This is a genomic window from Rhizobium sp. K102, assembly GCF_022385315.1.
In the GTDB taxonomy this organism is placed as follows: Bacteria; Pseudomonadota; Alphaproteobacteria; order Rhizobiales; family Rhizobiaceae; genus Rhizobium; species Rhizobium croatiense.
The window spans coordinates 235,454-261,163 of sequence record NZ_CP092435.1 but is presented as its reverse complement, the minus strand read 5'-3'; the positions used below and the strand labels follow the sequence as shown (position 1 = coordinate 261,163).

Here is a 25,710-nt window from a genome sequence, read left to right as displayed (position 1 = left end):
CTCCAGCCACCGCAGTGGAGCTGCGATGGCAACTATACGACATTGCCGCTACGCTTGGACGCTGTTATGCAGCAAGCGACAGCTTCCGCTCGGGATGCACAATATGAGTTATCGCGACATATGGACCGAAGCAGATTTTGTCGACATGGGGTGGCATGACGTCGTCGTTTACTCCATGCGCTTCCCTCAAGCGGATCAGACAATTCGATTCGATATCGACTATATTTTCAAATGGCACTGGAAAGACGGAACGGTAAGCGGATGGGACGTTGCTCCATGTACGCTGCAATTCAACAACGTTTCCAATCTTGCGTTTCATTAGAATGGCAAATGCAGGGTGACACTTCCATTCTCGACATCACCCGCAACAATGGTCGGTCGTCAAAGGGAAAGCTTATGCTGTGGGACTACCAGATCGACTTTGATGTCGGACAACTTCGTTTCACCGCCAGCGGCTTCACGCAGGCTATAAGAGAGCAAGCTCTGTTTTCAACTTCCCAGTTTCTCGGGAGGAAGGAGTAAAGGGACGACCGAAAACCCCTTTAGCCGGGTGTGGCCGAAATGTCCCGGAAGCGGCCTTTGCTGCAACTTTGAAGCACAAAAAGATTCCCCTCCCATTGTTTCGCATATGCAGCATCCCTATTTTGATTTTTGATAATGAACCACCGAGAAAGGACCACCCGTCCGATCCCTCTCCAGGGAGCAAGGGGCGCCCGCTGCCGGGCCTCGGCAGATCGTTGACACTATATTGCCGCTCGTACATCCTGATTTCCCTATGACCTGCGCATGGAAATGTGCCGGCGGAAGGCGTTTTTTCTTTTGGGATGGCGTGTCTTATGAGGATCATACCGAGAATGAGCACGATCGATTCCAGCGTGTCGCCCATCCTGCTGGACCGGGTCGCCGAATGGCTGACGAATTCTTCGCTGGCAGGCGACGATCTCGAGAACATCGTGCGCGGCTTTTGCGAAAGGATTGCCGCCGCAGGCCTGCCGATCGCGCGCGTGCACCTGACATTCTCGATGCTGCATCCGCTCTACGATGCGTTGAGCTTCACCTGGCGGCGCGCCAGCGGCGTCACTATCGAGGGCTTCCGCATGCCGGCCGGGCAGAAGCCGGACCGCTTCCTGCAGAGCCCCTATTATTACCTGCTCGACAACAACCTGCAGCACATCCGCCGCCGGCTGTCGCAGGAAGGGCCGGCCGAATTCCCGATCTTCGAGGATCTGCGCAAGGACGCCATCACCGATTACCTTGCCTTCGTGCAGCCCTTCGGCGACGGTTCGGTGCAGGGCATGATGGGCTCGTGGTCGACGGACCACAAGAACGGCTTTTCCGACGACATGATCGACGCGCTGCTGAGAATGCAGAACCATCTGGCGGTCGCCGCCAAGATGGCGGTGCTCGGCAAGCTCGCCAACAACATGCTGACCACCTATCTCGGCGGCGACGCCGGCAAGCGGGTGCTGAACGGCCAGATCCGCCGCGGCGACGGCGAGACGATCCGCGCCGCCCTCGTCATGGGCGACATGCGCGAATCCACCTTGTATGCAGAAAAGGAGGGCCGCCAGGCCTATATCGACACGCTGAACCAGTTCTTCGACGCGATCGCCGCCCCCTTCAACCGGAATGGCGGCGAAATCCTGAGCTTCCTCGGCGACGGCTTCCTCGCCGTCTATCCTTGCGGGCGCCACAAGGACCCGTCGAAAATCGCCTGCGAGGCAGCACTTTCGGCCGTCCACCAGGCGCAGGCGCGGGTGGCCGAGCTCAACAACGACCGCCAGCAGAAGGGTCTCAGCAAGATCGGCTACGGCATCGGCCTGCATGTCGGCAACGTCATGTTCGGCAATGTCGGCCTCAAGGACCGCCTGACCTTCTCCGCCTTCGGATCGGCGGTCAACGAGGTGCAGCGTCTGCAGATCCTGACCAAGAAATACGGCCGCGAGGTCGTCGCCAGCCAGGCTTTCGCCGGCTATTGCGGTGGCGAGTGGACGCGAACTCGGCGAAGAGAAGCTGCGCGGCATCCGCCAGAAGGTGACGGTGCTGCAGCCGCGCGCGCCGGCCCCGGAGATCCATGTCGACGAACACTTCCGCGAGGCCGTGCAGAACGGGCTTTCCGAAGCCGAGCAGGTCATCCTGCTGCACCGGGACGCGAAGAAACAGGTCAAGCGCACAAGCATGGAGAAGTTCATCCAGTAAGACGCCAGGCCGGCGCCGATAAAACTGCGTGTTTCGTCCGGATGACCACGGCGAAAGGCGGCGATATCCCCTTGATTGTCATCAACTAGACACCCCGTTTGCGGTACGATAGTGTGCCTGAAAGGGAACATAGAAGACTGGGGAATATCATTGGTATGGCGTCCGCTGCCGATTTGTTGCGTATAGAGAATCTCGACGTCTCCTTCTCCGTTTTCGGCGACCGGCTGCGTGTCGTAAAGGAAGCCAATCTCCGCATCCTTCCGGGCAAGGTCACCGCTCTCGTCGGTGAATCCGGCTCGGGCAAATCGGTGATCAGCCAGGCGATCATGGGCATCCTGCCCAATCCGGCCAAGGCATCGGGCAGCATCCTCTTCACCGATCCGCTCGACGGCAGCACGACCGATATCCTCTCCTTGTCGCGCGACAGCGAGGAAATGCGCGACCTGCGCGGCCGGCGCATGGCGACGATCTTCCAGGAGCCGATGACTTCGCTGTCGCCGCTGCACACGGTCGGCAACCAGATCAGCGAAGCGCTTTTGATCCATACCGAAGCCGACAAGCAGGAGGCGCGTGAGAAGACCGAGGAAATGCTCGGTCTGGTCGGCTTTTCCAACCCACATCGCACCTACGACATGTATCCGTTCGAATTGTCCGGCGGCATGCGCCAGCGTGCGATGATCGCCATGGCGCTGATCTGCAAGCCGGCGCTCTTGATCGCCGACGAGCCGACGACGGCGCTCGACGTGACGATCCAGGCGCAGATCCTCGAATTGCTCCGCGAGCTGCAGGCCAAGCTCGGCATGGCGATGCTGCTCATCACCCACGATCTCGGCATCGTCGCCAACATGGCCGACGAGGTGGTCGTCATCTATCACGGCGAGATCATGGAAGCCGGGCCGGTCGAGGCGATCTTCCGCAATCCGCAGCATCCCTATCTCAAGGCCCTGATGGCCGCCGTTCCGCATTTCGACATGAAACCCGGCGAGCGGCTGAAGGCGCTGCGCGACGTGCCGGTCAATCTCGAGACTCTCGTCGGCAAGAAGAAGCCGCTGCAGGCGGAGGCGCCGGGCACGCTGCTGTCGGTCACCAATCTCTCGAAGACTTACAAGACGCGCAAGCGCAGTCTCCTCGGCAAGCATGAGGCCACCGTCCTGCGCGCCGTCGACGATGTCAGCTTCGACATCCGCCGCGGCGAATGTCTCGGCCTGGTCGGCGAATCCGGCTGCGGCAAGACGACGCTCAGCAAGATCCTGATGCGCGCCATCACACCCGACAGCGGCGCGGTCGTGTTCAACGACGGCAAGGATGTCATCGACGTGCTTGCCGTCAAGGGCGACGAGCTGCAGGACATGCGCACCAAGATCCAGATGGTGTTCCAGGATCCGGTCTCCTCACTGTCGCCGCGCATGACGGTGCGCAACATCCTCAGCGAACCACTGGAGATCCACGATCGCGGCGACAGTGATGAGCGCAAGCGCAAGGTCGAGGGGCTGATGGGGGCGATCGGCCTCGACAAGCGTTATCTCAGCCGTTACCCGCACAGCTTCTCCGGCGGCCAGCGCCAGCGCATCGGCATTGCCCGCGCGCTTGCCCTCGGCCCGAAACTCGTCATTCTCGACGAGCCGGTCTCGGCGCTTGACGTCTCCGTCCAGGCGCAGATCCTCAACCTCCTGAAGGATCTGCAGAAGGAGCTGGGGCTGACCTATCTCTTCATCTCGCACAACCTCGCCGTCGTCGATTACATGGCCGACCGCATCGCCGTCATGTGCAAGGGCCGCATCGTCGAGATCGCGCCGCGCGAAATCATCCTGCGCGATCCGGTGCATCCCTATACGAAATCGCTGCTTGCCGCCGTCCCCTTCCCCGATCTCGACCGGCCGCTCGATTTCAAGGCGCTCCGGGAAAACGGCGCCGCCGACAAGCAGAATTGGGGCGTGACCTTCACCGCCGAGCATGACGATGCTTCCGAACTTGCCTATGCCGATCTCGGCGACGGCCATCTGGTGCGCGCCCGCAAGGGCGCTACGGCCAAGGAGTTGCGCTGATGGTGACGCGTCGCACCTTTCTCGGCGGCCTTGTAGGGGCTGCGATCGCACCGGAAGTGCTTCGCGCCGAGCAGGCAGTCGAGCCGGAATTCCTCAAGGAGCGGCTGGCCGCAGGCAGCCTGCCTGCTATGGCCGAGCGTATTCCCGCCCGTCCGCGCATCGTCAATCTGAAGGAGATGGGGCTCGAACCCGGCGCCTATGGCGGCACGGTGCGCACCATCATCGGCAGCCAGCGCGACATCCGCTTCATGACGATCTACGGCTATTCCCGCCTGATCGGCTACAACAAGCACCTGCAGTTCCAGCCGGACATCCTCGCCGATTTCTACGCCGAGGACGAGAAGGTCTTCACCTTCATGCTGCGTGAAGGCCATAAATGGTCCGACGGAGAGCCGTTCACCGCCGACGATTTCCGCTACTGGTGGGAAGACGTCATTCTGAACGACAAGCTGACGCCGGGCGGCGGCGCGCTCGAGCTTCGCCCGCATGGCAGCCTGCCGCGCTTCGAGATGCTCGATCCGCTGACGGTGCGCTATACGTGGGAAAAACCCAATCCGATGTTCCTGCCGACGCTGGCAGGTCCCCAGCCGCTCGTCATCTTCGGACCGGCGCATTACCTCAAGCAATTCCATAAGAAGTTCCAGCCCGACGAGGCGAAGATGGAACAGATGATGAAGACGAGCCGCGTCAAGAAGTGGCAGGATCTGCACATCAAGATGGCGCGTTCCTACCGGCCGGAAAATCCCAACCTGCCGACCCTCGATCCCTGGCGCAACACGACAGCGCTGCCGGCCGAACAGTTCGTCTTCGAACGCAATCCGTTCTTCCACCGCGTCGATGAGACTGGCAGACAGCTGCCCTATCTCGACCGTTTCGTCCTCAACGTCTCCTCCTCGTCGATCATCGCCGCCAAGGCGGGTGCCGGCGAAGCCGATCTGCAGGCGACCGGCATCGATTTCAACGACTACACCTTCCTGAAGGAGGCCGAAAAGCGCTTTCCGGTGAAGGTCAATCTCTGGAAGGTGGCGCGCGGCTCGCGCATCACGCTCTTGCCGAACCTCAACTGCGCCGACGAGGTGTGGCGCGGCCTGTTCCGCGACGTGCGCCTGCGCCGGGCGCTGTCGCTGGCGATCGACCGGCACGAGATCAACATGGTCGCCTTCTACGGCCTGGGCACGCCGAGCGCCGATACCGTGCTGCCCGACAGCCCGCTGTTCAAGCAGGAATATGCCGACGCCTTCGTCAAGTTCGATCCCGACGAGGCCAACCGCCTGCTCGACGAGCTCGGCCTGACCAAGCGCGGCGGCGACGGCATAAGGCTGCTGCCGGACGGCCGGCGCGCCGAGATCACCGTCGAGACCGCCGGCGAAAGCAATCTCGATACCGACGTGCTGGAGCTGGTGCACGATCACTGGGCCAATATCGGCCTTGCGCTCTATACCCGCACCTCGCAGCGCGACGTCTTTCGCAACCGCGCCATGAGCGGCACGATCATGATGTCGATCTGGTACGGCCTCGACAATGGCGTGCCGACAGCCGACATGTCGCCCTCGGGCCTGGCGCCGACGCTCGACGATCAGCTGCAATGGCCGCTCTGGGGCATGCACTATCTCTCCGCCGGTCAGGAGGGTGTGGCGCCCGACCTGCCGGAGGCGGCCGAACTGATCGATCTGCTTAAACAATGGGGTTCGACGGCGAAGTTCGAGGAGCGCCAGGCGATCTGGCACAGGATGCTGTCGCTCTATACGCAGCAGGTGTTTTCGATCGGCCTGATCAACAGCACGCTGCAGCCGATCCTTCGCGCCGCCAAGCTGCAGAATCTGCCGGAAAAAGCCCTCTACGGCTTCGATCCCACCTCCTATCTCGGCATCTACATGCCGGATGCATTCTGGTACAAGGAGGCCTGAGGCGTGCTCAGATACATTCTCTGGCGCATCGCCGCCATGGTACCGACGCTCTTCGTCATTTCGGCGCTGGTTTTTACCATCATCGAACTGCCGCCCGGCGACTTCTTCGAGAGTCAGATCGCCGAGCTGCGCGCCTCCGGCGAGACCGCCAATCTCCAGGAAATCGAGGAGATGCGCCAGCAATACGGCTTCGACAAGCCGGAGATCGTGCGCTATTTCTACTGGGTCGGCGGCATGCTGCACGGCGATTTCGGCTATTCCTTCGAATACCAGCTGCCGGTTTCCGACGTGGTCGGCGAGCGGCTGTGGCTGACGATCCTCGTATCCTTCACGACGATCCTGCTCACCTGGCTGATCGCCTTCCCGATCGGCATCTATTCGGCCACGCACCAGTACAGCTGGAGCGATTACGGGCTGACCTTCCTCGGCCTGCTCGGCATCGCCATCCCGAACTTCATGCTGGCGCTGATCCTGATGTATTTCGCCAATATCTGGTTCGGCATCTCGATCGGCCATTTGATGGACCAGCAATACATCTCGGCGCCGATGAGCTGGGAGAAGGCGCGCTCGATCCTCTCCCATCTGTGGATCCCCGTCATCATCGTCGGCACGGCCGGCACGGCCGGCATGATCCGTCGCTTGCGCGCCAACCTGCTCGACGAGATGCAGAAGCAATATGTGACGACGGCACGCGCCAAGGGCCTGCATCCGATGCGGGCGCTGGTCAAATATCCGCTGCGCATGGCGCTCAACTTCTTTGTCGCCGATATCGGCTCGATCCTGCCGTCGATCATCTCGGGTGCGGAAATCGTCGCCATAGTGCTGTCGCTGGAAACGACCGGACCGATGCTGATCAAGGCGCTGCAGAGCCAGGACATGTATCTCGCCGGCTCCTTCCTGATGTTCCTCGCCTTCCTCAACGTCATCGGCGTGCTGATTTCCGATATCGCCCTCGGCTTCCTCGACCCCCGCATCCGTCTGCAAGGCAGGAGCACCAAATAATGTCGCCCCTTCCCGCACCCGGCGCGCCGCTGCCGCATTACGTCTCGACCGCACCTTTCGATCCGCATGCGACCGAAACCATGACGGCGGCGCAATCGCGCATCCATCTCGCCTCGCAGAAGAAGCTGATGTGGTGGAAGTTCAAGCAGCACCGGCTGGCCTTGGTCTCCGGCGTCTTTCTCGCCGCAATCTACCTGATGATCCTGATCGTCGAGTTCCTGGCACCCTACGGCCTGCACACCCGCAACGTCGATTTCATCCATGCGCCGCCGCAGCGCGTCCATTTCTTCGACAAGGGAGAATTCGTCGGCCCCTTCGTCTACGGCCGCAGCATGACGCTCGACCTCGATACGCTGCACCGGGTCTATACAGACCGGCCGAACGACGTGCAGCCGATCCGTTTCTTCTGCCGCGGCGATTCCTATAAATTCTGGGGCCTCGTCGCCTCGAACTATCATCTGGTCTGCCCGTCGATCGGCGGCCAGATGTTCCTGCTCGGCACCGACCGGCTCGGCCGCGACGTGCTCTCGCGCATCCTCTACGGCGCGCGGATCTCGCTGACGATCGGCCTGATCGGCATCGCGATCAGTTTCGTGCTCGGCATCGTCATCGGCGGTCTTGCCGGCTATTGGGGCGGCGTTTTCGATCTCATCGTCCAGCGCCTGATCGAGATATTGCAATCGCTGCCGAGCCTGCCGCTGTGGATGGCGCTTGCCGCCATCATGCCGGTGACCTGGAGCCCGATCGTCATCTATTTCGGCATCACCGTCATCCTCGGCATCATCGACTGGACTGGGCTCGCGCGTGCCGTACGCTCGAAACTTCTGGCGCTGCGCGAGGAGGATTACGTGCAGGCCGCCCAGCTGATGGGCGCCAGCACGCCGCGCATCATCGGCCGCCATCTGGTGCCGGGCTTCATGTCGCATCTCATCGCCTCGGCGACGATTTCGATCCCCGGCATGATCCTCGGTGAGACCGCGCTCTCCTTCCTCGGCCTCGGTCTTCGCCCGCCGATCACCAGCTGGGGCATTCTGCTGACCGAGGCAAAAAGCGTCAGCGTCATCGCCTTCTATCCTTGGTTGCTCTTTCCGATCATTCCTGTTGTTCTTGTCATTTTGGCGTTCAACTTTCTGGGAGACGGCTTGCGCGATGCGGCAGATCCCTACAAATAGCAGGAAACCCGGCGGCGCCGCACGGCACCGCCCCCGCCTCGTGGCCTCCGGACGGTGGGGGTACTAACGCATGTTGTTCACCCCGGAGGGAACACCCATGGCCAGACGTCTCGAAGATGCACGCATCCTCATGTACAGCCACGACACCTTCGGCCTCGGCCACCTGCGTCGCTGTCGCGCCATCGCCCATGCGCTGGTCGAGGATTATCGCGGCCTCAACATCCTGATCATTTCGGGCGCGACGATCGCCGGCGCCTTCGACTACCGCGCCCGCGTCGATTTCGTGAAAATCCCGAGCGTCATCAAGCTGCGCAACGGCGAATATACCTCGCTCGCCAGCCATATCGACCTGCACGAGACGCTGAAGATGCGCGAATCGAGCATTCGCCACACCGCCGAGACCTTCCAGCCCGATATTTTCATCGTCGACAAGGAGCCGATGGGGCTGAAGGGTGAGGTCGAGGATACGCTCGCCTATCTCAAGGCCCGCGGCACCGTGCTGGTGCTCGGCCTGCGCGAGGTCATGGACGCGCCGCATCTGCTCGAGGCCGAGTGGAAGCGGAACGGCATCATGCAGAAGATCGACCAATATTACGACAGCGTCTGGGTCTATGGCCCGCCGGATTTTTACGACCCGCTGATCGGTCTCGACGTGCCGGTGAGCCTGCGCCGGAAGATGGATTTCGTCGGCTTCCTGCAGCGCAGCGTCTCCAAGGGGAAGACCTCGATCAACGCCCGAAAGGATAATTATCTGCTGGTCACGACAGGCGGCGGCGGCGACGGCTCCGATCTCGTCCACGACGTGATGAATGCCTATGAGGCCGATCCGACGCTGACGCAGAAGGCGCTCGTCGTGCTCGGGCCTTATATGCCGGCCGCCGAGCGCGCCAAGCTGGTGCAGAAGGGCGAAGCCATCCCCTATATCGAGGTGATCGAGTTCGACAACCACATGGAAGAGCTGATCGACGGCGCCACCGGCGTCGTCGCCATGGGCGGCTACAACACCTATTGCGAGATCCTCTCCTTCGACAAGCCGGCCCTCATCGTGCCGCGCGTCAAGCCGCGCGAGGAACAGCTGTTGCGCGCCAAGCGGGCCAGCGAACTCGGCCTCGTCGACATGCTGCTGCCGGAACAATCGGTCGACCCGATTGTGATGGCCGAGGCGCTGAAGCGCCTGCCCTCCCGCCTGCCGCCGTCGAAGAGCGGCAGCAATATGCATCTCGAAGGGCTCGACCACATTTCGCAGACCGTCGGCCGATGGATCGACGGCCGCGGCAGCCACCTTGCCCTCGTCGGAGCGGAATAGGACCAAGCCTTGCCGCCACGCCGCAAGATTCTCGTCGTGCTGAAAGGCTATCCCCGCCTTTCGGAAACCTTCATCGCCCAAGAGCTGCTCGGCCTCGAAAAGGCCGGCTTCGACCTGACGCTGATTTCGATGCGCCGGCCGACCGACAAGAAGCGCCATCCCGTGCATGACGAGATCAGGGCGCGCGTCGTCTACCTGCCGGAATATCTGCACGAGGAGCCTATCCGGGTGCTGAAAGGCCTGGTCTCCGGTGTTTCCAAACCCGGCTTCAAGGCGCTGATCAAACGTTTTCTGGCCGATCTGCCACGCGACCTCTCCCGCAACCGCTTCCGCCGCCTCGGCCAGGCGCTGGTGCTGGGGCGTGAATGGCCTGATGGAGGCGAGTGGCTGCATGCCCATTTCATCCACACGCCGGCCTCGGTGACGGAATATGCAAGCATCCTGACGGGCACGCCCTGGAGCTGTTCGGCGCACGCCAAGGACATATGGACGTCGCCCGATTGGGAGCTCACCGAAAAACTCAACAGCGCTCGCTGGACCGTCACCTGCACCAGGACGGGTTACGAGCACATGCGGACGCTGACATCCCGCAAGGACGCGGTGCACCTGAGTTACCACGGTCTCGATCTCGCCCGCTTCGGCCATTTTGCCGGCGAGCACTCGAACCGCACCGGCAGCGACCTCGACGATCCGGCCTTCATCTTGAGCGTCGGCCGCGCCGTCGAGAAGAAGGGCTACGACGTGCTGCTGCGCGCCCTCGCCCTGTTGCCCGCCGACCTGCACTGGCGCATGGAGCATATCGGCGGCGGCGAGGCGCTGGCGACGCTGAAGGTGCTCGCCGCCGAGTTGGGCCTTTCCGACCGCATCGTCTGGAAGGGCGCCATGGCGCAGGAAGACGTGCTCGATCATTACCGCCGCGCCGACCTCTTCGCGCTCGCCTGCCGGATCGCCGCCAACGGCGACCGCGACGGCCTGCCGAACGTGCTTGTGGAAGCCTCGAGCCAGCGGCTGGTTTGCATTTCGACCGAAGTCTCCGGCGTGCCGGAACTTCTGAGGGACGGCGAAAACGGCCTCGTCGTGCCGCCGGAAGATCCGGCGCTGTTGGCCGGAGCCCTGGAGGCGGCGATCCGCGACCCGGCGCTGCGCAAGCGCCTCGGCGACGCCGCCGAAAGGCGGGTGCGCGACGATTTCGACTATCACTCCAGCATCAGACAGCTCAGCGGCCTGTTCGAGGCCGAATGGCAGAAGGCGTCATGACGGCACCGCGTATCTTCTTCTACGTCCAGCACCTGCTCGGCATCGGCCATATCGCCCGCGCCAGCCGCATCGCCAACGCCCTCGTCAAGGACGGTTTCGACGTCACTGTCGTGACCGGCGGCTTGCCGGTGCCGGGCTTTCCCGGAGAGGGCGTCAAGACCGTGGCGCTGCCGGCGGTCGTCGCCAGCAATGCCGGCTTTTCCGGCCTCGCCGATGCCAACGGCCGGCCGGTGGGCGAGGATTTCCTCCATGCCCGCCGCGACCTGCTGCTCGAGGCCTTTCATGCCGCAAGGCCCGATGTCGTCATCATCGAAGCCTTCCCTTTCGGCCGGCGGCAGATGCGCTTCGAACTGCTGCCTCTGCTTGCGGCGATCGAAACGGCCGAACCGCGGCCGAAGCTGCTGAGCTCGGTACGCGACATCCTGCAGGAGAATCGCAAGGCCGGCCGCGACGCGGAAACCGCAGCCCTGGTCAGAGATCATTTCGACGCCGTGCTCGTCCACGGCGATCCCGGCTTCGTCAGGCTCGAGGACACCTTCCCGCTGACGGCAGAGATTGCCGACAGGGTACGTTATACCGGCCTCGTCGCCGCGCCGCCGGCGCCGAAACCGGATGAGACCTTCGACATCATCGCGTCAGTGGGCGGCGGCGCCGTCGGCGCGGCGCTGATCGGCGCGGCAAAAGAGGCGGCGGCGTTATTGCCTGCCGATCTTCGCTGGCTGCTGATCGCAGGGCCGAACCTGCCGGAGGCCGATTTCGCCGCGCTGTCGCAGGATGCACCCGCGAATGTGACGCTGGTACGCTTCCGCAAGGATTTTCCCTCGCTGCTGCGCGGCGCCAAGGTGTCGATCTCGCAGGCCGGTTACAACACGGTCGGCGACCTCCTGCGCAGTCAGTGCCGAGCGATCCTCATCCCCTTCGTCGCCGGCGGCGAGACCGAGCAGACGGTGCGCGCCGAACGGCTGCAGGCACTTGACCTCGCCGATATCCTGCCGGAAGAGGGACTGACGCCGGGCCATGTGAAGGAAGCCGTCGAAAAGGCGCTCGCCGCACCGCGGCGCGGGAGGGTCCTGCTCGATCTCGACGGAGCGGAGAAGACCGCCGGCATCATTCGCTCCATGATTGCCGAATCGCTCGCCTAATTCAAAAATCCTGTGATATAAGCAAAGTTCCGGCGAGAATCGGCCTTTCTGCAGCCGCTCCCTTCGCCTTGTTTTCATTGCGATATCGGCGGTCCGGCTGCATGGTCCTGTTCTCAACAATTCCTCCCGTCCCGCGCCCGGATCGCGCCTTCGGAATTTCCCAGCAAGCTGACGGTTAGCCATGGAAAAGAGCCTCGCCCGCTACATCTGGAAGAACACGCGGCTGCAGCAGCTGTGGATCCTGGCCGTCGTCGCCGCCTCGATGGTGCCCTACTTCCTGTCCTTCGACCTGCCGAAGCAGATCGTCAACGGACCGATCCAGGGCGACGGCTTCGAGGGCCCCGGCGCAACCCAGACCTTCATGCACATCGCCTACAACATTCCGCTGATCGGCCATGTCGAGTTCTTCCAGGGCGTGCAGCTCAATCGCTTCCAGATGCTGATGGCGCTCAGCCTGGTATTCCTGGCGCTGGTGGTGCTGAATGGCCTCTTCAAATTCTACATCAACACCTATAAGGGCCGGCTCGGCGAACGCATGCTGCGGCGAATCCGCTTCGAGCTCATTGACCGGGTGCTGCGCTTTCCACCGGCTCATTTCAAGCGGGTGAAATCGGCCGAGATCGCCACGATGATCAAGGACGAGGTCGAGCCGATGGGTGGCTTCACCGGCGATGCCTTCGTTTCGCCCGCCCTTCTCGGCGGCCAGGCGATCACCGCGCTTGCCTTCATCATCGTGCAGAATTTCTGGCTCGGCATGATCGCCGCCGGCATCGTCGGCGTCCAGGCGGTCGTCATCCCCCGCATGAGGAAACGCCTCTTGGACCTCGGCCGCCAGCGGCAGCTGACGGCGCGCGAGCTTTCCGGCCGCGTCGGCGAAATCGTCGAGGGCATCGGCACGATCCACGGCAACGACACCTCCAACCTCGAACGCGCCGATATTGCCTGGCGGCTCGGCCGCATCTTCTCGATCCGTTACGACCTTTACCAGTGGAAATTCCTGGTGAAGTTCATCAACAACTTCCTCGCCCAGGTCACGCCTTTCCTGTTCTACGCGATCGGCGGCTACCTCGCATTGCAGGGCCGTCTCGACATCGGCCAGCTCGTCGCCGTCATATCGGCCTACAAGGATCTGCCCGGGCCGCTGAAGGAACTGATCGACTGGGACCAGATGCGCCAGGACGTGCAGGTGAAATACCAGCAGGTCTACGAACAGTTCAACGTCGAACCGCTGATCGACAGCCAGATCCAGGAACTTGCGGCTGCCCCGGTCGGGGCGCTGACCAGCGCCCTCGTCGTCACCAATCTCTCGCTCTCCGACGATAGCGGCGCCCGCCTCGTCGACCACGTCTCGGTCGAAATCAAGCCGAATGAGACGGTGGCGATCGTCGGCCCGAACGGCAGCGGCGCGGAAGCCTTTGCCGAAGCGCTCGGCCGCATGATCTGGCCGGATTCCGGCCGCATCACCATCGATGGGCGCGACCTGCTGGACCTGCCGGAATCGATCACCGGCCGGCGCATCTCCTATGCCTCGGCCGACACCTTCTTCTTCCATGGCTCGCTCGCCAGCAATCTGCTCTACGGCCTCAAGCATGCGCCGATGACAGATCCCGTCTACGACGAGAAGGAAGCGCTTGAATATAAATGGCATTCGGCCGAGGCCGTGAAGGCCGGCAATCCGACCCTCGACCTCAACAGCGACTGGGTGGATTACCAGGCGGCCGGCGCCAGCGGGCCGGAAGACCTTCTGAAAGCGATCCGGCCGGTGCTCGACGCCGTGCTGATCTCGCAGGACATTCTCGATCTGGCGCTGCGCTCGACCGTCAACACCGACGTGCATGTGGCCGTCAGCGATCATGTCGTCGCGCTGCGCGCTTCGCTCCGGGACCGGCTGCGTGACGAGGGGCTCGACGGCATCGTCGTACCGTTCGATTTCGACGCCTACAACGCCCAGGCGACGGTCGGCGAAAACCTGCTCTTCGGCACGATGAAGCGGCCGCTGATGACCAACCGCAGGCTGGCTGCACACCCTTATTTCCAGCAGCTCTTCCGCGAGACGGGCCTCAGCACCGATCTCTACGCCATGGGCCTCGAGATCGCCGAAAACGCCGTCGAGCTCTTCCATGACCTGCCGCCCGACCATCCTTTCTTCCAGCAGCTGACCTTCATGACGGCGGACGACATTCCGACCTATCAGGCGCTGCTGCAGAAGCTGCAAAGCCGCCGCTTCGAGGACGCCACGCCGGAGGAGCGCTCAGCGATCATCCGGCTGAGTTTCGCCTATATCGAGCCGCGCCACCGCTTCGGCCTGTTGACGACCGAACTGATGGACAAGATCGTCAGCGCCCGAAAACAGTTCCACGCCCATATTCCGGATGATCTCGCCGAGTTGATCGAGCGTTACGACGCCGAGCGTTTCACCCCGTCGGCCAGCCTCATGGACAATGTGCTGTTCGGCCGCATCGCCTATCAGCAGGCCGACGCCTCCGACCGTATCCGCGCCGTCATGGGCGAACTCTTCGACGCGCTCGACCTTTATGACGACGTGCTGTCGATCGGGCTGGAATTCGACGTCGGCTCGGGCGGCAAGCGGTTGACCATGGTGCAACGGCAGAAGCTGAACCTTGCCCGCGCGCTTCTGAAGCGTTCGGACTATTTCATCTTCAACCGGCCGCTGTCGGCGCTCGATCAGCGCGTCCAGGACCAGATTACCCGCAACATCATCGAAGACCTGCATAAGGAAGGCGAGCGGCCGGCGATCATCTGGGTGCTTTCCAATGCGCGGCTCGCCGAGATGTTCGACCGGATCCTGCTCTTCGACCGCGGCGGCCTGGCCGAAGCCGGGAACTATCCGGAACTTTCCGAGAAAAACGGTATGTTCAAGGAACTGTTATCGTAATATTCTATGGGAGCGGCGATGGTAGGCGTTCCCTGAGGGAACGCCCGGGAATTTAAGGCGTCTGGTTCGAAGAACCCTGCGCCCAGGGGATTGAAACGCTCATGCTGTTGAGAGACGAAGTCGAAATGCTGCGCCGGGTGCCGATCTTTTCGAGGATTGCGCCAGCCAAACTCAAGCTTTTGGCCTTCACCTCCGACCGCATGACCTACAAGGCCGGTCAGGACCTCTTCCATCAGGGTGATGTCGGCGACGCAGCCTATGTCATTCTCTCCGGCAGCGCCGATATCATCGTTTCCTCGCCGGCCGGCGAGATCAAAGTCGCCGACGTCGAGCTCAATTCCATCGTCGGCGAAATCGCCATCCTCTGCGACGTCTCGCGCACGGCAACGGTGCGCGCCACCTCGCCGCTCGAAGTGCTGCGCATCAGCAAGGAACACTTCCTGAAGCTGCTCAGCGACTTCCCCGAAATGGCCGTCGAAATCATGCGCGTGCTCGCCGACCGCCTGAACCACACCACCGCGGAACTCACCGCGGCGCGGGCGGCGAAGCAGCCGCAGATGGCACAATAAGATTTTAGATCCAGATTTCAGCGGTTATCGCATTGCGGCTGCAGAAGGCGCAGTGCGATAGATCAGCAAGAATGGCTGCGAGAAAATCGCCAGTTCATATCCTTCTCCCCGTCAGAGCGGGGAGACGTTTCTCGGCAGGCGCAAGAGGGGCAGCCCGCCTATTCGCGCTGTTCCAGCGCCTTGCTGAAGGCGAGTGCGGCCAGCGTGCAGATGGCGCCGGAGAGCAGGTAGTAGCCGACGAAGGTCAGGCCGAAGCGGCTGGAGAGGCTGAGCGCCACCAGCGGTGCGAAGCCGGCGCCGACCAGCCAGGCGAGGTCCGAGGTGAAGGCAGCACCGGTATAGCGATAGCCGCGGCCGAAGCGCGACGAGATCGAACCGGTCGCCTGGCCGAAGGACAGGCCGAGCACGCCGAAGCCGATGATGACGAAGGCATCGTGGCCGTTATTGCCGGATGCGATCAGGATCGGCCCGATAAAGCTGAAGACGGCGATGATGACGGCGCAGATGGCGAGCTGGGCGCGCCGCCCGATGCGGTCGGCAATCAGGCCCGAGGCGATGATGGCGACGATGCCGACCATGGCGCCGACCACCTGCACCACCATGAAGGTGCCGATCGGCTGGTTGCCGTACAGGCTCATCCAGCCGAGCGGGAAGATGGTCACCAGGTGGAACATGGCGAAACTGGCGAGCGGCACGAAGGCGCCGATCAGAATGTCGCGGCCGTGAACGCGCAGCACTTCGAGGATCGGTGCGGCCTCCAGCTCATGTTGCTCGAGCAGCGTGCCGAATTCCTTGGTCATGACCAGGCGCAGACGCGCAAACAGCGCCACGACGTTGATCGCGAAGGCGACGAAGAAGGGATAACGCCAGCCCCAGGAGAGGAAATCCTCGCTGGAAAGGTTGGCGACGAAATAACCGAAGAGCGTGCTTGCCAGCGCAAAACCGATCGGCGCGCCGAGCTGCGGGATCATCGCGTACCAGCCACGGTGATTGGGCGGCGCGTTGAGTGCGAGCAGCGATGCCAGACCGTCCCAGGCGCCGCCGAGCGCAAAACCCTGGCCGAGACGGAAGAGCGCCAGAAGCGCGATCGACCAAACGCCGATCTGCTCGTAACCCGGCAGGAAGGCGATCGAGGCGGTCGAGCCGCCGAGCAGGAAGAGCGCGATCGTCAGCTTGGTGCCGCGCCCATACATCCGGTCGATGGCCATGAAGACGACGGAGCCGACGGGACGGGCGAGAAAAGCGAGCGAGAAGATGGCGAAGGAATAGAGCGTGCCGGTCAGCCTGTCGGGCGCGAAAGGAAAGACGAGCTGCGGAAAGACCAGGACCGAGGCGAGGCCGTAGACGAAGAAATCGAAGAATTCCGACATGCGGCCGATCACCACGCCGATGGCGATGCTGCCCGGTGACACCGGCTTGTCGTCGTGAATGCGCCGCGCGTCGCGTTCCAGCGACGACGACGACGGTCCGTAATGTGATGTTGTTGCCATAAACGCCTCCTCGTTAAGGCGCTTCCGGCAAGGCGCCCCAAGCGTGATCTTGATCAAACCTGCAGGCTTATCAAGTCCGCAAGACTGAAATAGTTCATCATCACGGCTCAAATGAAGCGCGGACCGAAAAATTTGCGTGATCCGGACGGTGATTTTCCCCTGCAAATGCTGGCCTGATTGGCTGTTGCGGATATATTGGACTGAAACATGCGCAAGCCTAAAATCCTTCTATATTTAGGATTTCAAAGCACTAGCGCCCGATGATTTTTGCCGCAGTGCGGCATATTTTGCTGCACTGCGACCTTCCGCCTCATGTCGCGATCCGGTTCAGTGCTTTAGTCGCGGACCAAACGAAACAACAAGAGCTTAGAGACGTGCCAAAACTCATGAAGTTTTCCCGCCTTCTATCCGTCTTGCCGCTGCTTTTCCTGGCAGGATGCAACATGGTGGTCATGGCGCCCTCCGGCGACATCGCCGCGCAACAGCGCGATCTGATTGTCGTCTCGACGGTGCTGATGCTTCTGATCATCGTTCCGGTGATCTTCCTGACGCTGCTCTTCGCCTGGCGCTACCGCCGCTCCAACACGGCCGCGACCTACGCACCGGAATGGCATCATTCGACCCGCCTCGAAATCGTCATCTGGGCAGCGCCGCTGGCGATCATCATTGCGCTCGGTGCCGTCACCTGGATTTCCACGCATAAGCTCGATCCCTACCGCCCGCTCGACCGCCTCGATGCCGAGCGCGCCATTCCGGCCGATACCAAGCCGCTGACCGTCGAAGTCGTGGCGCTCGACTGGAAGTGGCTGTTCTTCTATCCCGAACTCGGTATTGCCACCGTCAACGAGATGGCCGCGCCGGTGGATCAACCGATCAATTTCAAGATCACCGCTTCCTCAGTGATGAACTCCTTCTACATCCCAGCCCTGGCCGGCCAGATCTACGCCATGCCCGGCATGGAGACGAAACTGCACGCCGTCATCAACAAAGAAGGCGAGTATGAAGGCTTCTCGGCCAATTACAGCGGCGCCGGCTTCTCGCACATGCGCTTCAAGTTCCATGGCCTTACCCACGAAGGCTTCGATGCCTGGGTGGCCAAGGTCAAGCAGCAGGGCACGATGCTCAACCGCGACGCCTATCTGAAGCTCGAGAAGCCGAGCGAGAAGGAGCCGGTGCGTTATTATGCCGGCGCCGATGCCGATCTCTACGCCGCCATCCTCAACATGTGCGCCACGCCAGGCAAGATGTGCATGAACGAGATGATGCACATCGACATGATGGGCGGCGGCGGCAAGGAAAGCGCCGAGAATCGCGAGAAGCTGCAATATGACAATCGCCATGCCGGCGAAGGCGTCGTGGCGCCTGCCGCCACCGTGCCGGCAACGGGGGCTCCGGCACGCAGCGAGCCAGACAGAAGCACTGATGGCAACAGCATGCAGCACGACGGCCATTCCATGCCCGGCATGAGCAACGGCACCGATCCGGCGCCTGCGCAGCTCAACAACAACAATTAACCTGGCGCTTTGCGTCGCAAGACATAATGAACGGGTTGTTCCATGTTTTCCAATCCTGACCTCCTGAAGTTCATCTTCGGCCGGTTGACCCTCGACGCCATCCCCTATCACGAGCCGATCCTGGTCGTGACCTTCATCGGCGTCGTCATCGGCGGTCTCGCCGTGCTCGGCGCCATCACCTATTTCAAGTTCTGGGGCCCGCTCTGGCACGACTGGATCTGCAGCGTCGATCACAAGAAGATCGGCATCATGTATGTGATCCTGGCCGTGATCATGCTTTTGCGCGGCTTCTCCGATGCGATCCTGATGCGCATTCAGCAGGCGATCGCCTTCAACGGATCCGAAGGCTACCTGCCGCCGCACCATTACGATCAGATCTTCACTGCCCACGGCGTCATCATGATCTTCTTCGTGGCGATGCCCTTCGTCACCGGCCTGATGAACTTCGTGGTGCCGCTGCAGATCGGCGCGCGCGACGTGTCGTTTCCCTTCCTCAACAATTTCTCCTTCTGGATGACCACCGCCGGCGCGATCGTCATCATGCTGTCGCTGTTCATCGGCGAATTCGCCCAGACCGGCTGGCTCGCCTACCCGCCGCTGTCGGGCGCCGCCTATAGTCCGGGCGTCGGCGTCGACTATTATATCTGGGGCCTGCAGGTGGCCGGTGTCGGAACGACGCTCTCGGGCATCAACCTGATCGCCACCATCGTCAAGATGCGCGCGCCGGGCATGACCTTCATGAAGATGCCAGTCTTCACCTGGACGGCGCTCTGCACCAACGTGCTGATCGTCGCCTCCTTCCCGATCCTGACCGCAACGCTCGCCCTGTTGTCGCTCGACCGCTATGCCGGGACGAACTTCTTCACCAACGACCTCGGCGGCAATCCGATGATGTACATCAACCTCATCTGGATCTGGGGCCATCCGGAGGTCTACATCCTCGTGCTGCCGGCCTTCGGCATCTTCTCCGAAGTCGTCGCCACCTTCTCGGGAAAACGCCTCTTCGGCTACGCCTCCATGGTCTACGCCACCTGCGTGATCATGATCCTGTCCTACATCGTCTGGCTGCACCACTTCTTCACCATGGGCTCGGGTGCATCAGTCAACTCCTTCTTCGGCATCACCACGATGATCATCTCGATCCCGACAGGGGCGAAGATCTTCAACTGGCTCTTCACCATGTATCGCGGCCGTATCCGCTACGAGGTGCCGATGCTGTGGACGGTCGGCTTCATGGTGACCTTCGTCATCGGCGGCATGACCGGCGTCATGCTCGCCGTGCCGCCGGCCGACTTCGTGCTGCACAATTCGCTGTTCCTCATCGCCCACTTCCACAACGTCATCATCGGCGGCGTTCTGTTCGGCATGTTCGCCGGCGTGAACTACTGGTTCCCGAAGGCCTTCGGCTTCAAGCTCGATCCCTTCTGGGGCAAGCTGAGCTTCTGGTTCTGGCAGATCGGCTTCTGGTTCGCCTTCATGCCGCTCTATGTACTCGGCCTGATGGGCGTCACCCGCCGCATGAGCCAGTTCGAGGATCCGTCGCTGCAGATCTGGTTCTTGATCGCCGCCTTCGGCGTCGGCCTGATCGCGCTCGGCATCGCCGCCTTCCTGATCCAGATCGTCGTCAGCTTCATGAAGCGCGAGGAACTGCGTGACGACAGCGGCGATCCCTGGGACGGACGGACGCTCGAATGGTCGACCGCCTCGCCGCCGCCGGACTACAACTTCGCCTTCACTCCTGTCGTGCACGACCATGACAGCTGGTACGACATGAAGAACCGCGGCTACGAGCGCCCGCTCGGAGGCTTCAAGCCGATCCATATGCCAAAGAATACCGGCACCGGCGCGATCCTCTCGGCCATCAGCGTCGCCCTCGCCTTCGGCCTGATCTGGTATATGTGGTGGCTGGTCGTCGTCTCCTTCGTCGCCCTGCTGGTCGTGGCGATCGGCCATACCTTCAACTACAGACGCGATTTCTACATCCCCGCTGACGCGGTGACCGAAACCGAAGGCAAGCGCACCGCGCTGCTTGCCGAGCAGGTGTAATGACCATGAGCGATCAGACCATCGACACGGCCGAAAAGCCTGAATTCTATCTGACGGAAGACCATCATCCGGAGAACAGCACCAATCTCGGCTTCTGGCTCTACCTGATGAGCGACTGCCTGATTTTCGCGGTGCTGTTTGCAACGCACGGCGTGCTCGGCCGCAATTACGCCGCCGGTCCGTCGCCGGCCGATCTCTTCGATCTGCCGATCGTCGCCCTCAACACCTCGATGCTGCTCTTCTCCTCGATCACCTATGGCTTTGCCATGCTGCAGATGGAGCGCAACGCCAAGGCGGAGACGCTGTTCTGGCTCGCCGTCACCGGCCTGTTCGGCGCAGCCTTCATCGGGCTCGAACTCTACGAATTCGTCCACCTGATCCACGAAGGCGCCGGGCCGACGCGCAGCGCCTTCCTCTCCTCCTTCTTCACGCTGGTCGGCACGCACGGTCTGCACGTCACCTTCGGCATCGTCTGGCTGATCACGCTGATGGTGCAGGTGTCGATGCACGGCCTGGTCGAGGCCAACCGCCGCCGGCTGATGTGCCTGTCGATGTTCTGGCACTTCCTCGACGTCGTCTGGATCGGCGTCTTTTCCTTCGTCTATCTCCTGGGAGTTCTCGGATGAGTTCGCAAGCACCTGCCCATGAGGATGCCCACGAGGCCCATCACGGCCACAGCCACGGCCATCAGGCCGGCCACGGCACCTTCCGCAGCTATATGACGGGCTTCGCGCTCTCCGTCATCCTGACCGCCATTCCCTTCTGGCTGGTCATGGCCGGCGTCTTCGACAGCCCGGCGGTGACGGCGGTGCTGGTGATGGCCATCGGGGCGATCCAGATCGTCGTCCATATGGTCTTCTTCCTGCACATGAACCCCAGGAGCGAAGGCGGCTGGACGATGATGGCGCTGATCTTCACCATCATCATCGTCGCCATCGCGCTCTCCGGTTCGCTCTGGGTCATGCATCATCTCAATACCAACATGATGCCGATGAGCCCCGAGATGATGAAGAACATGCCGTGACGGTATCGAAAGGGCGGCGCCACCGCCGCCCGAAGCGATTCTTGCTATGAGTGGGGCTCCCTCGGAACAAGCGGAAAGACGGCATTCGCGTGAAAAGCGCGCTCTCTTCTGCGTCTGCCTGGCGCTGCTCGCCGCCGCGCTCTTTGCCCTCGGCACCTGGCAGGTCCAGCGCCTCGGCTGGAAGCGTGATCTCATCGCCCGCGTCGACCAGCGTGTGCATGCCGCGCCCGTGCCGGCCCCGGCGCGTGCCGACTGGGACAAGGTCAATGCCGGTGACGACGAATATCGCCGGGTGACCGTGGCCGGAACGCTGGCGAACGACCAGGAGACGCTGGTCTATGCCTCGACGGCGCTCGGCCCGGGTTATTGGGTGATGACGCCGCTGACGCTCGCCGACGGCACCGATATCCTCATCAATCGCGGCTTCGTGCCGATCGAACGGCGCGATCCGACCACGCGCCGCGAGGGTCAGCCGGCAGGCCCGGTCGAAATCACAGGGCTCGTGCGGATGACGGAGCCGAAGGGATCGCTGCTGCAATCCAATGACGTCGCCGCCGACCGCTGGTATTCGCGCGATGTCGCAGCGATCGCGCAGAAGCGCGGCGTTGATGCGGTCGCGCCCTATTTCATCGATGCCGATGCGACCGCCAATCCGGGCGGCCTGCCCATCGGCGGCCTGACGGTCATCCATTTTCCCAACAACCATCTCGTCTATGCGATCACCTGGTACGGGCTGGCGGCGATGGCGCTGGCATTGCTGGTGTTCATCCTGCGCGGCGAGAGGGGAACAGGCCCCCGCGAATAATACGCGTTCCGGCGAGCAGTTGCGCCGCGCAGTTCAAGCTCAGCGGATTAATATCTTGTAAAGTCATGTCGGCTACTGCTTGCCTGACCAGAATAGATAAAAGCTGCAGATGAGCCGGCCGGATTACATCCCCAGTCTCGATGGGTTGCGCGGTCTCGCCGCGCTGTTGGTCGTTCAAGCGCATATCGGCCTTATCTTTCCAAGCGCGACATTGCATGTGGTGACCATGGGCAGCGAAGCCGTCGGCTTGTTCTTTGCCCTCAGCGGCTTTCTCATGGCCCATCTCTACGGTTCACGACCGGTGACCAGGGAAAATGTCCTGGATTTTCTGGTGAGCCGCTTTGCCCGCATCTATCCGGTCTATCTGGCTGCCGTTCTGCTCGTGGCGATGCTGTCCAGCATACAGGATCTAAACTTCGTTCAGCCGATCAACGGTGGCACGGACTTTGTGCGTCATGTCTTTCTTCTCGGCTCGAGCGGTGTTTTCTGGTCAATTCCGCCCGAAATTCAATTCTATCTGCTCTTCCCGGTCCTATGGCTTTGCCTCGCCCGCCCGCATCGCCATAGCGGCGTGATCGCAGGCTTCGCCATTGTCGTCGTCGTCGATGGCCTGCTCGAATTGCCGGGGCCTGGAATCCTACTCCTGTCCAAGCTCCCCTACTTTCTTTTCGGCGCACTTGCCGGTGCGCTGCATTCTCATCTGGAAAGATGGACGCCATCCGCCGTCACGGGGATTTTCACGCTGGTCCTGCTGGCGGTATTCTTCACCTACAGGCATGTCTTGCCGAATTTCTCCCCTGAATTTTGGGGCTTGCAAAGCGCGGTCGCCGCAGCCGTCATCGTAGCGCTCGTCGCACGACAACCGCCCATCGCAGCACGCGTCCTGGCAGCAGCCCCCGTCAGGTTTTTGGGCACGATCAGCTTCTCGCTCTATCTTTTCCACGTCCCGATCATGTTCCTTGTCCACCGGACTTTTGAAACTCTGCTTCCTGAACCGGCGCTGATTGCGGCAGCGCTTTTCGTTGCGGTCGGCGGAGCATGGTTCCTGCATGAAACGATAGAAGTCCCGAGCCGGCGCCTGCTCGTCACCTTGTGGCAGCGTCATCGGTCGCGCCTGGTCTCGCGCCAAACTTCGGCCGAGGGGATCGAACGGGCGATCCTTGATCTGCAACAGACCGAAAGGCGTCTTCTCGGCGGCACAGCTTCAGCCGCGACGGGTGACCTTCGGGAAGCAGCCGACAGCGCGGTCATCCGGGATGATGGCGACGAGAAGCTCCGCGCATAGCGTAGGCGTTCGGAACGTGGCGAAGTAACGCACGTCAGAATCCAGTCCGCACTCACGCGCCTTGAGCAGCGACCCGGCTGATCGCATCGGCGAGCTGTGCCTGCGAGAAGGGTTTGCCGAGCCGGGGCAGATTGGCGGCGCCGGCGCCGTCGGGCAGATCGGCGTAACCGGTGGCGAGGATGATCGGCATCTCGGGCCACTCGCTGCGGATCGCCTCGGCGAGCTGCGCCCCGGTCATGCGCGGCATGGCGTGATCGCAGATGACCAGATCGACGAGCTCCTTGCGCAGGATGTCGAGCGCCTCGGGACCGGCCATCGCCTCAAAAACGGTGTGGCCGAGATCCTCCAGCATCAGCGTCGTGTTCATCAGCACCAGGCCGTCGTCATCGACGGCGACGATCCGCAGCCGGCGCTGTACATCGTCGTTCGGCTGCGGCACGTCGGCCGGCGCCGCGGTCCTCTGTTCGACGGTCGCGACCGGGAACCACAATTCCGCCGTCGTCCCTTGGCCCGGGCTGCTCTTCAGCATCAGCCGGCCGCCGGACTGGGTGGCAAGACCCTGCACCATGGAAAGGCCGAGACCGGTGCCCTTGCCGACACCCTTGGTGGTGAAGAACGGCGTGATCGCCTGCTCCAGCGTCTTCGCATCCATGCCCTCGCCTTCATCGATCACCGAGATCCTGATATAGCGGCCGGCCGACAGCGGCCCCTTGCCGGCGGCGATCGATTCTTCGGACGCGCGCAGCACGATGCGGCCGCCGGCCGGCATGGCGTCGCGGGCGTTGACGACGAGGTTGAGGATCGCCATCTCCAGCTGGTTCGGATCGGTGAGGATGGTCGGTAGCCGGACGGGGAAGTAGGTCTCGATCGTGGTGAGGGGGCCGAGCGAACGGCTCAGAATATCCATCATCCCGCGCACCAGGCCGGAGACGTCGAGCGGCTCCATGTGCAATTCCTGCCGGCGGGAGAAGGCCAGCATGCGCTGGGTCAACGCCGCTCCCCGCTGGGCGCCCTGCATGGCATTGTCGACCAGCGATGTCAGCGACAGATCCTGCGGCATGCGCTTCTTCAGGATCTCCAGGCTGCCGAGCACGGCCATCAGCAGATTGTTGAAATCATGGGCGATACCGCCGGTCAGCTGACCGATCGCCTCCATCTTCTGCGATTGGAAAAGCTCTTCGCGCGCCTGCTCCAGCGCCCGCTGCGTCTCCATCTTCTCGGTGATATCGCGGGTGATCTTGGCAAAACCGAGCACGTCGCCGTCATCACCGCGGATGACGTCGACGACGATGCTGGCCCAGAAGCGGGTGCCGTCCTTGCGAACACGCCAGCCTTCCCGCTCGAACCGGCCTTCGGCGCGGGCGACGCGGAGCGCGGTCTCCGGCAGGCCGGCGGCGCGGTCCTCCGGCGTATAGAAGGTCGAGAAATGCCGGCCGATGATTTCATCCGGCCGATAGCCCTTGATCCGCTCGGCGCCGGAATTCCAGCTGCTGACATTGCCATTCGGATCAAGCATGTAGATCGCGTAGTCCGAGACGCCCTGGACAAGCCGGCGGAACTGTTCCTCACTCTGACGGATCGCGTTTTCGGCTGCCCTGCGTTCGGTCAGATCGCGGGTGATCTTGGCAAAGCCGATAAGCTCGCCGGAGGGGCGGCGGATCGGATCGATGACGACATGCGCCCAGAAGCGGCTGCCGTCCTTGCGCTGGCGCCAGCCCTCCCCTCGAACCGTCCCTGCTCGAGCGCCGTGGCAAGTGCGCGCTCGGGAATACCGGCCGCGCGATCCTCTTCGACATAAAAACGAGAAAAATGCTCGCCGAGAATTTCCGAAGGCTTATAGCCCTTGAAGCGCTGAGCGCCGGTATTCCAGCTGGTAACGATGCCTTCGGGGCTCAGCATATAGATGGCGTAGTCGGTGATGGCATCGACCAGAAGGCGAAAGCGCCCCTCTTCGTGAAGAGACGTATCATGTCGATCCAGCACTTCCATCTGCCCCTCTTGGTCACCAGCGCCTTTAACGCGACGGGGTGCAGATGGTTCCGAAAAGATCA

General features: G+C 62.3%; 16 protein-coding genes and 3 pseudogenes. 17 read left to right on the top strand and 2 right to left on the bottom strand.

Annotated features, from left to right (window positions below):
- Nucleotides 1-276 precede the first annotated feature (276 nt).
- The 11 genes and pseudogenes from MHI61_RS05120 to MHI61_RS05070 all read left to right on the top strand — a co-directional run bounded on the left by MHI61_RS05120 (nt 277) and on the right by MHI61_RS05070 (nt 15,495).
- The gene (locus tag MHI61_RS05120) at nt 277-522 is read left to right on the top strand and encodes a hypothetical protein (protein WP_239789458.1); all 246 of its coding nucleotides are present in this window, start codon (nt 277-279) and stop codon (nt 520-522) included.
- A 332-nt stretch (nt 523-854) separates the two neighbouring features.
- A pseudogene (locus MHI61_RS05115) lies at nt 855-2,199 on the top strand (adenylate/guanylate cyclase domain-containing protein).
- A 155-nt stretch (nt 2,200-2,354) separates the two neighbouring features.
- Nucleotides 2,355-4,244, top strand: coding sequence for an ABC transporter ATP-binding protein (locus MHI61_RS05110; protein WP_239789457.1), 1,890 nt, complete (start codon nt 2,355-2,357; stop codon nt 4,242-4,244).
- Nucleotides 4,244-6,151: an ABC transporter substrate-binding protein gene (locus MHI61_RS05105; protein WP_239789456.1), complete on the top strand. Its 1,908-nt coding sequence runs from the start codon at nt 4,244-4,246 to the stop codon at nt 6,149-6,151. The genes MHI61_RS05110 and MHI61_RS05105 overlap by 1 nt, the downstream gene beginning before the upstream one ends.
- A 3-nt stretch (nt 6,152-6,154) precedes the next feature.
- Nucleotides 6,155-7,153 (top strand): ABC transporter permease, encoded by a 999-nt coding sequence (locus tag MHI61_RS05100; RefSeq protein ID WP_097581826.1) that lies wholly within the window; start codon nt 6,155-6,157, stop codon nt 7,151-7,153.
- Nucleotides 7,153-8,325: an ABC transporter permease gene (locus MHI61_RS05095; protein ID WP_239789454.1), complete on the top strand. Its 1,173-nt coding sequence runs from the start codon at nt 7,153-7,155 to the stop codon at nt 8,323-8,325. The genes MHI61_RS05100 and MHI61_RS05095 overlap by 1 nt, the downstream gene beginning before the upstream one ends.
- 97 nt (nt 8,326-8,422) lie before the next feature.
- Nucleotides 8,423-9,631, top strand: coding sequence for a glycosyltransferase family protein (locus MHI61_RS05090; protein WP_097581825.1), 1,209 nt, complete (start codon nt 8,423-8,425; stop codon nt 9,629-9,631).
- 9 nt (nt 9,632-9,640) lie between these two features.
- The gene (locus MHI61_RS05085; protein WP_239789452.1) at nt 9,641-10,888 is read left to right on the top strand and encodes a glycosyltransferase; all 1,248 of its coding nucleotides are present in this window, start codon (nt 9,641-9,643) and stop codon (nt 10,886-10,888) included.
- Complete coding sequence (locus MHI61_RS05080; RefSeq protein ID WP_239789451.1) at nt 10,885-12,030, top strand: glycosyltransferase; 1,146 nt, start codon at nt 10,885-10,887, stop codon at nt 12,028-12,030. The genes MHI61_RS05085 and MHI61_RS05080 overlap by 4 nt, the downstream gene beginning before the upstream one ends.
- A gap of 181 nt (nt 12,031-12,211) precedes the next feature.
- Nucleotides 12,212-14,926: an ABC transporter ATP-binding protein gene (locus MHI61_RS05075; RefSeq protein ID WP_239789449.1), complete on the top strand. Its 2,715-nt coding sequence runs from the start codon at nt 12,212-12,214 to the stop codon at nt 14,924-14,926.
- A 101-nt stretch (nt 14,927-15,027) separates the two neighbouring features.
- Nucleotides 15,028-15,495, top strand: coding sequence for a cyclic nucleotide-binding domain-containing protein (locus MHI61_RS05070; protein ID WP_004679746.1), 468 nt, complete (start codon nt 15,028-15,030; stop codon nt 15,493-15,495).
- Between the two features lie 158 nt (nt 15,496-15,653).
- Here MHI61_RS05070 and MHI61_RS05065 read toward each other — a convergent pair whose 3' ends face one another.
- Nucleotides 15,654-16,985, bottom strand: a complete 1,332-nt coding sequence (locus tag MHI61_RS05065; protein WP_239789448.1) for an MFS transporter — start codon at nt 16,983-16,985, stop codon at nt 15,654-15,656.
- 374 nt (nt 16,986-17,359) lie between these two features.
- Here MHI61_RS05065 and cyoA point away from each other — a divergent pair, with 374 nt between their 5' ends.
- From cyoA to MHI61_RS05035, 6 genes and pseudogenes are all read left to right on the top strand, one after another.
- Complete coding sequence (gene cyoA, locus MHI61_RS05060; protein ID WP_239789447.1) at nt 17,360-18,499, top strand: ubiquinol oxidase subunit II; 1,140 nt, start codon at nt 17,360-17,362, stop codon at nt 18,497-18,499.
- A 42-nt stretch (nt 18,500-18,541) separates the two neighbouring features.
- On the top strand, nt 18,542-20,545 hold the full coding sequence (cyoB, locus tag MHI61_RS05055) for a cytochrome o ubiquinol oxidase subunit I (protein WP_239789446.1): 2,004 nt from the start codon (nt 18,542-18,544) through the stop codon (nt 20,543-20,545).
- A 5-nt stretch (nt 20,546-20,550) separates the two neighbouring features.
- On the top strand, nt 20,551-21,171 hold the full coding sequence (gene cyoC / locus MHI61_RS05050) for a cytochrome o ubiquinol oxidase subunit III (RefSeq protein WP_097581881.1): 621 nt from the start codon (nt 20,551-20,553) through the stop codon (nt 21,169-21,171).
- Complete coding sequence (gene cyoD / locus MHI61_RS05045; RefSeq protein ID WP_097581817.1) at nt 21,168-21,569, top strand: cytochrome o ubiquinol oxidase subunit IV; 402 nt, start codon at nt 21,168-21,170, stop codon at nt 21,567-21,569. Before cyoC ends, cyoD begins: the two co-directional genes overlap by 4 nt.
- A pseudogene (locus tag MHI61_RS05040) lies at nt 21,566-22,374 on the top strand (SURF1 family protein). The gene cyoD and the pseudogene MHI61_RS05040 overlap by 4 nt, the downstream one beginning before the upstream one ends.
- Before the next feature lie 109 nt (nt 22,375-22,483).
- Entirely contained in the window at nt 22,484-23,659 is a 1,176-nt protein-coding gene (locus tag MHI61_RS05035) for an acyltransferase (RefSeq protein ID WP_239789445.1), read from the top strand.
- 52 nt (nt 23,660-23,711) lie between these two features.
- Here the strand turns inward: MHI61_RS05035 and MHI61_RS05030 are convergent.
- A pseudogene (locus MHI61_RS05030) lies at nt 23,712-25,648 on the bottom strand (PAS domain S-box protein).
- Between the last annotated feature and the right edge of the window lie 62 nt (nt 25,649-25,710).

What these genes read in the sequence shown, in the direction of transcription:
- cyoC (WP_097581881.1), top strand. Translation starts at nt 20,551, where the DNA reads ATGAGCGATCAGACCATCGACACGGCCGAAAAGCCTGAATTCTATCTG.
- MHI61_RS05065 (WP_239789448.1), bottom strand. Translation starts at nt 16,985, where the DNA reads ATGGCAACAACATCACATTACGGACCGTCGTCGTCGTCGCTGGAACGC.
- MHI61_RS05120 (WP_239789458.1), top strand. Translation starts at nt 277, where the DNA reads ATGTACGCTGCAATTCAACAACGTTTCCAATCTTGCGTTTCATTAGAA.
- MHI61_RS05035 (WP_239789445.1), top strand. Translation starts at nt 22,484, where the DNA reads ATGAGCCGGCCGGATTACATCCCCAGTCTCGATGGGTTGCGCGGTCTC.
- MHI61_RS05105 (WP_239789456.1), top strand. Translation starts at nt 4,244, where the DNA reads ATGGTGACGCGTCGCACCTTTCTCGGCGGCCTTGTAGGGGCTGCGATC.
- cyoB (WP_239789446.1), top strand. Translation starts at nt 18,542, where the DNA reads ATGTTTTCCAATCCTGACCTCCTGAAGTTCATCTTCGGCCGGTTGACC.
- MHI61_RS05080 (WP_239789451.1), top strand. Translation starts at nt 10,885, where the DNA reads ATGACGGCACCGCGTATCTTCTTCTACGTCCAGCACCTGCTCGGCATC.
- MHI61_RS05095 (WP_239789454.1), top strand. Translation starts at nt 7,153, where the DNA reads ATGTCGCCCCTTCCCGCACCCGGCGCGCCGCTGCCGCATTACGTCTCG.
- MHI61_RS05110 (WP_239789457.1), top strand. Translation starts at nt 2,355, where the DNA reads ATGGCGTCCGCTGCCGATTTGTTGCGTATAGAGAATCTCGACGTCTCC.
- cyoD (WP_097581817.1), top strand. Translation starts at nt 21,168, where the DNA reads ATGAGTTCGCAAGCACCTGCCCATGAGGATGCCCACGAGGCCCATCAC.
- MHI61_RS05070 (WP_004679746.1), top strand. Translation starts at nt 15,028, where the DNA reads ATGCTGTTGAGAGACGAAGTCGAAATGCTGCGCCGGGTGCCGATCTTT.
- MHI61_RS05075 (WP_239789449.1), top strand. Translation starts at nt 12,212, where the DNA reads ATGGAAAAGAGCCTCGCCCGCTACATCTGGAAGAACACGCGGCTGCAG.
- MHI61_RS05090 (WP_097581825.1), top strand. Translation starts at nt 8,423, where the DNA reads ATGGCCAGACGTCTCGAAGATGCACGCATCCTCATGTACAGCCACGAC.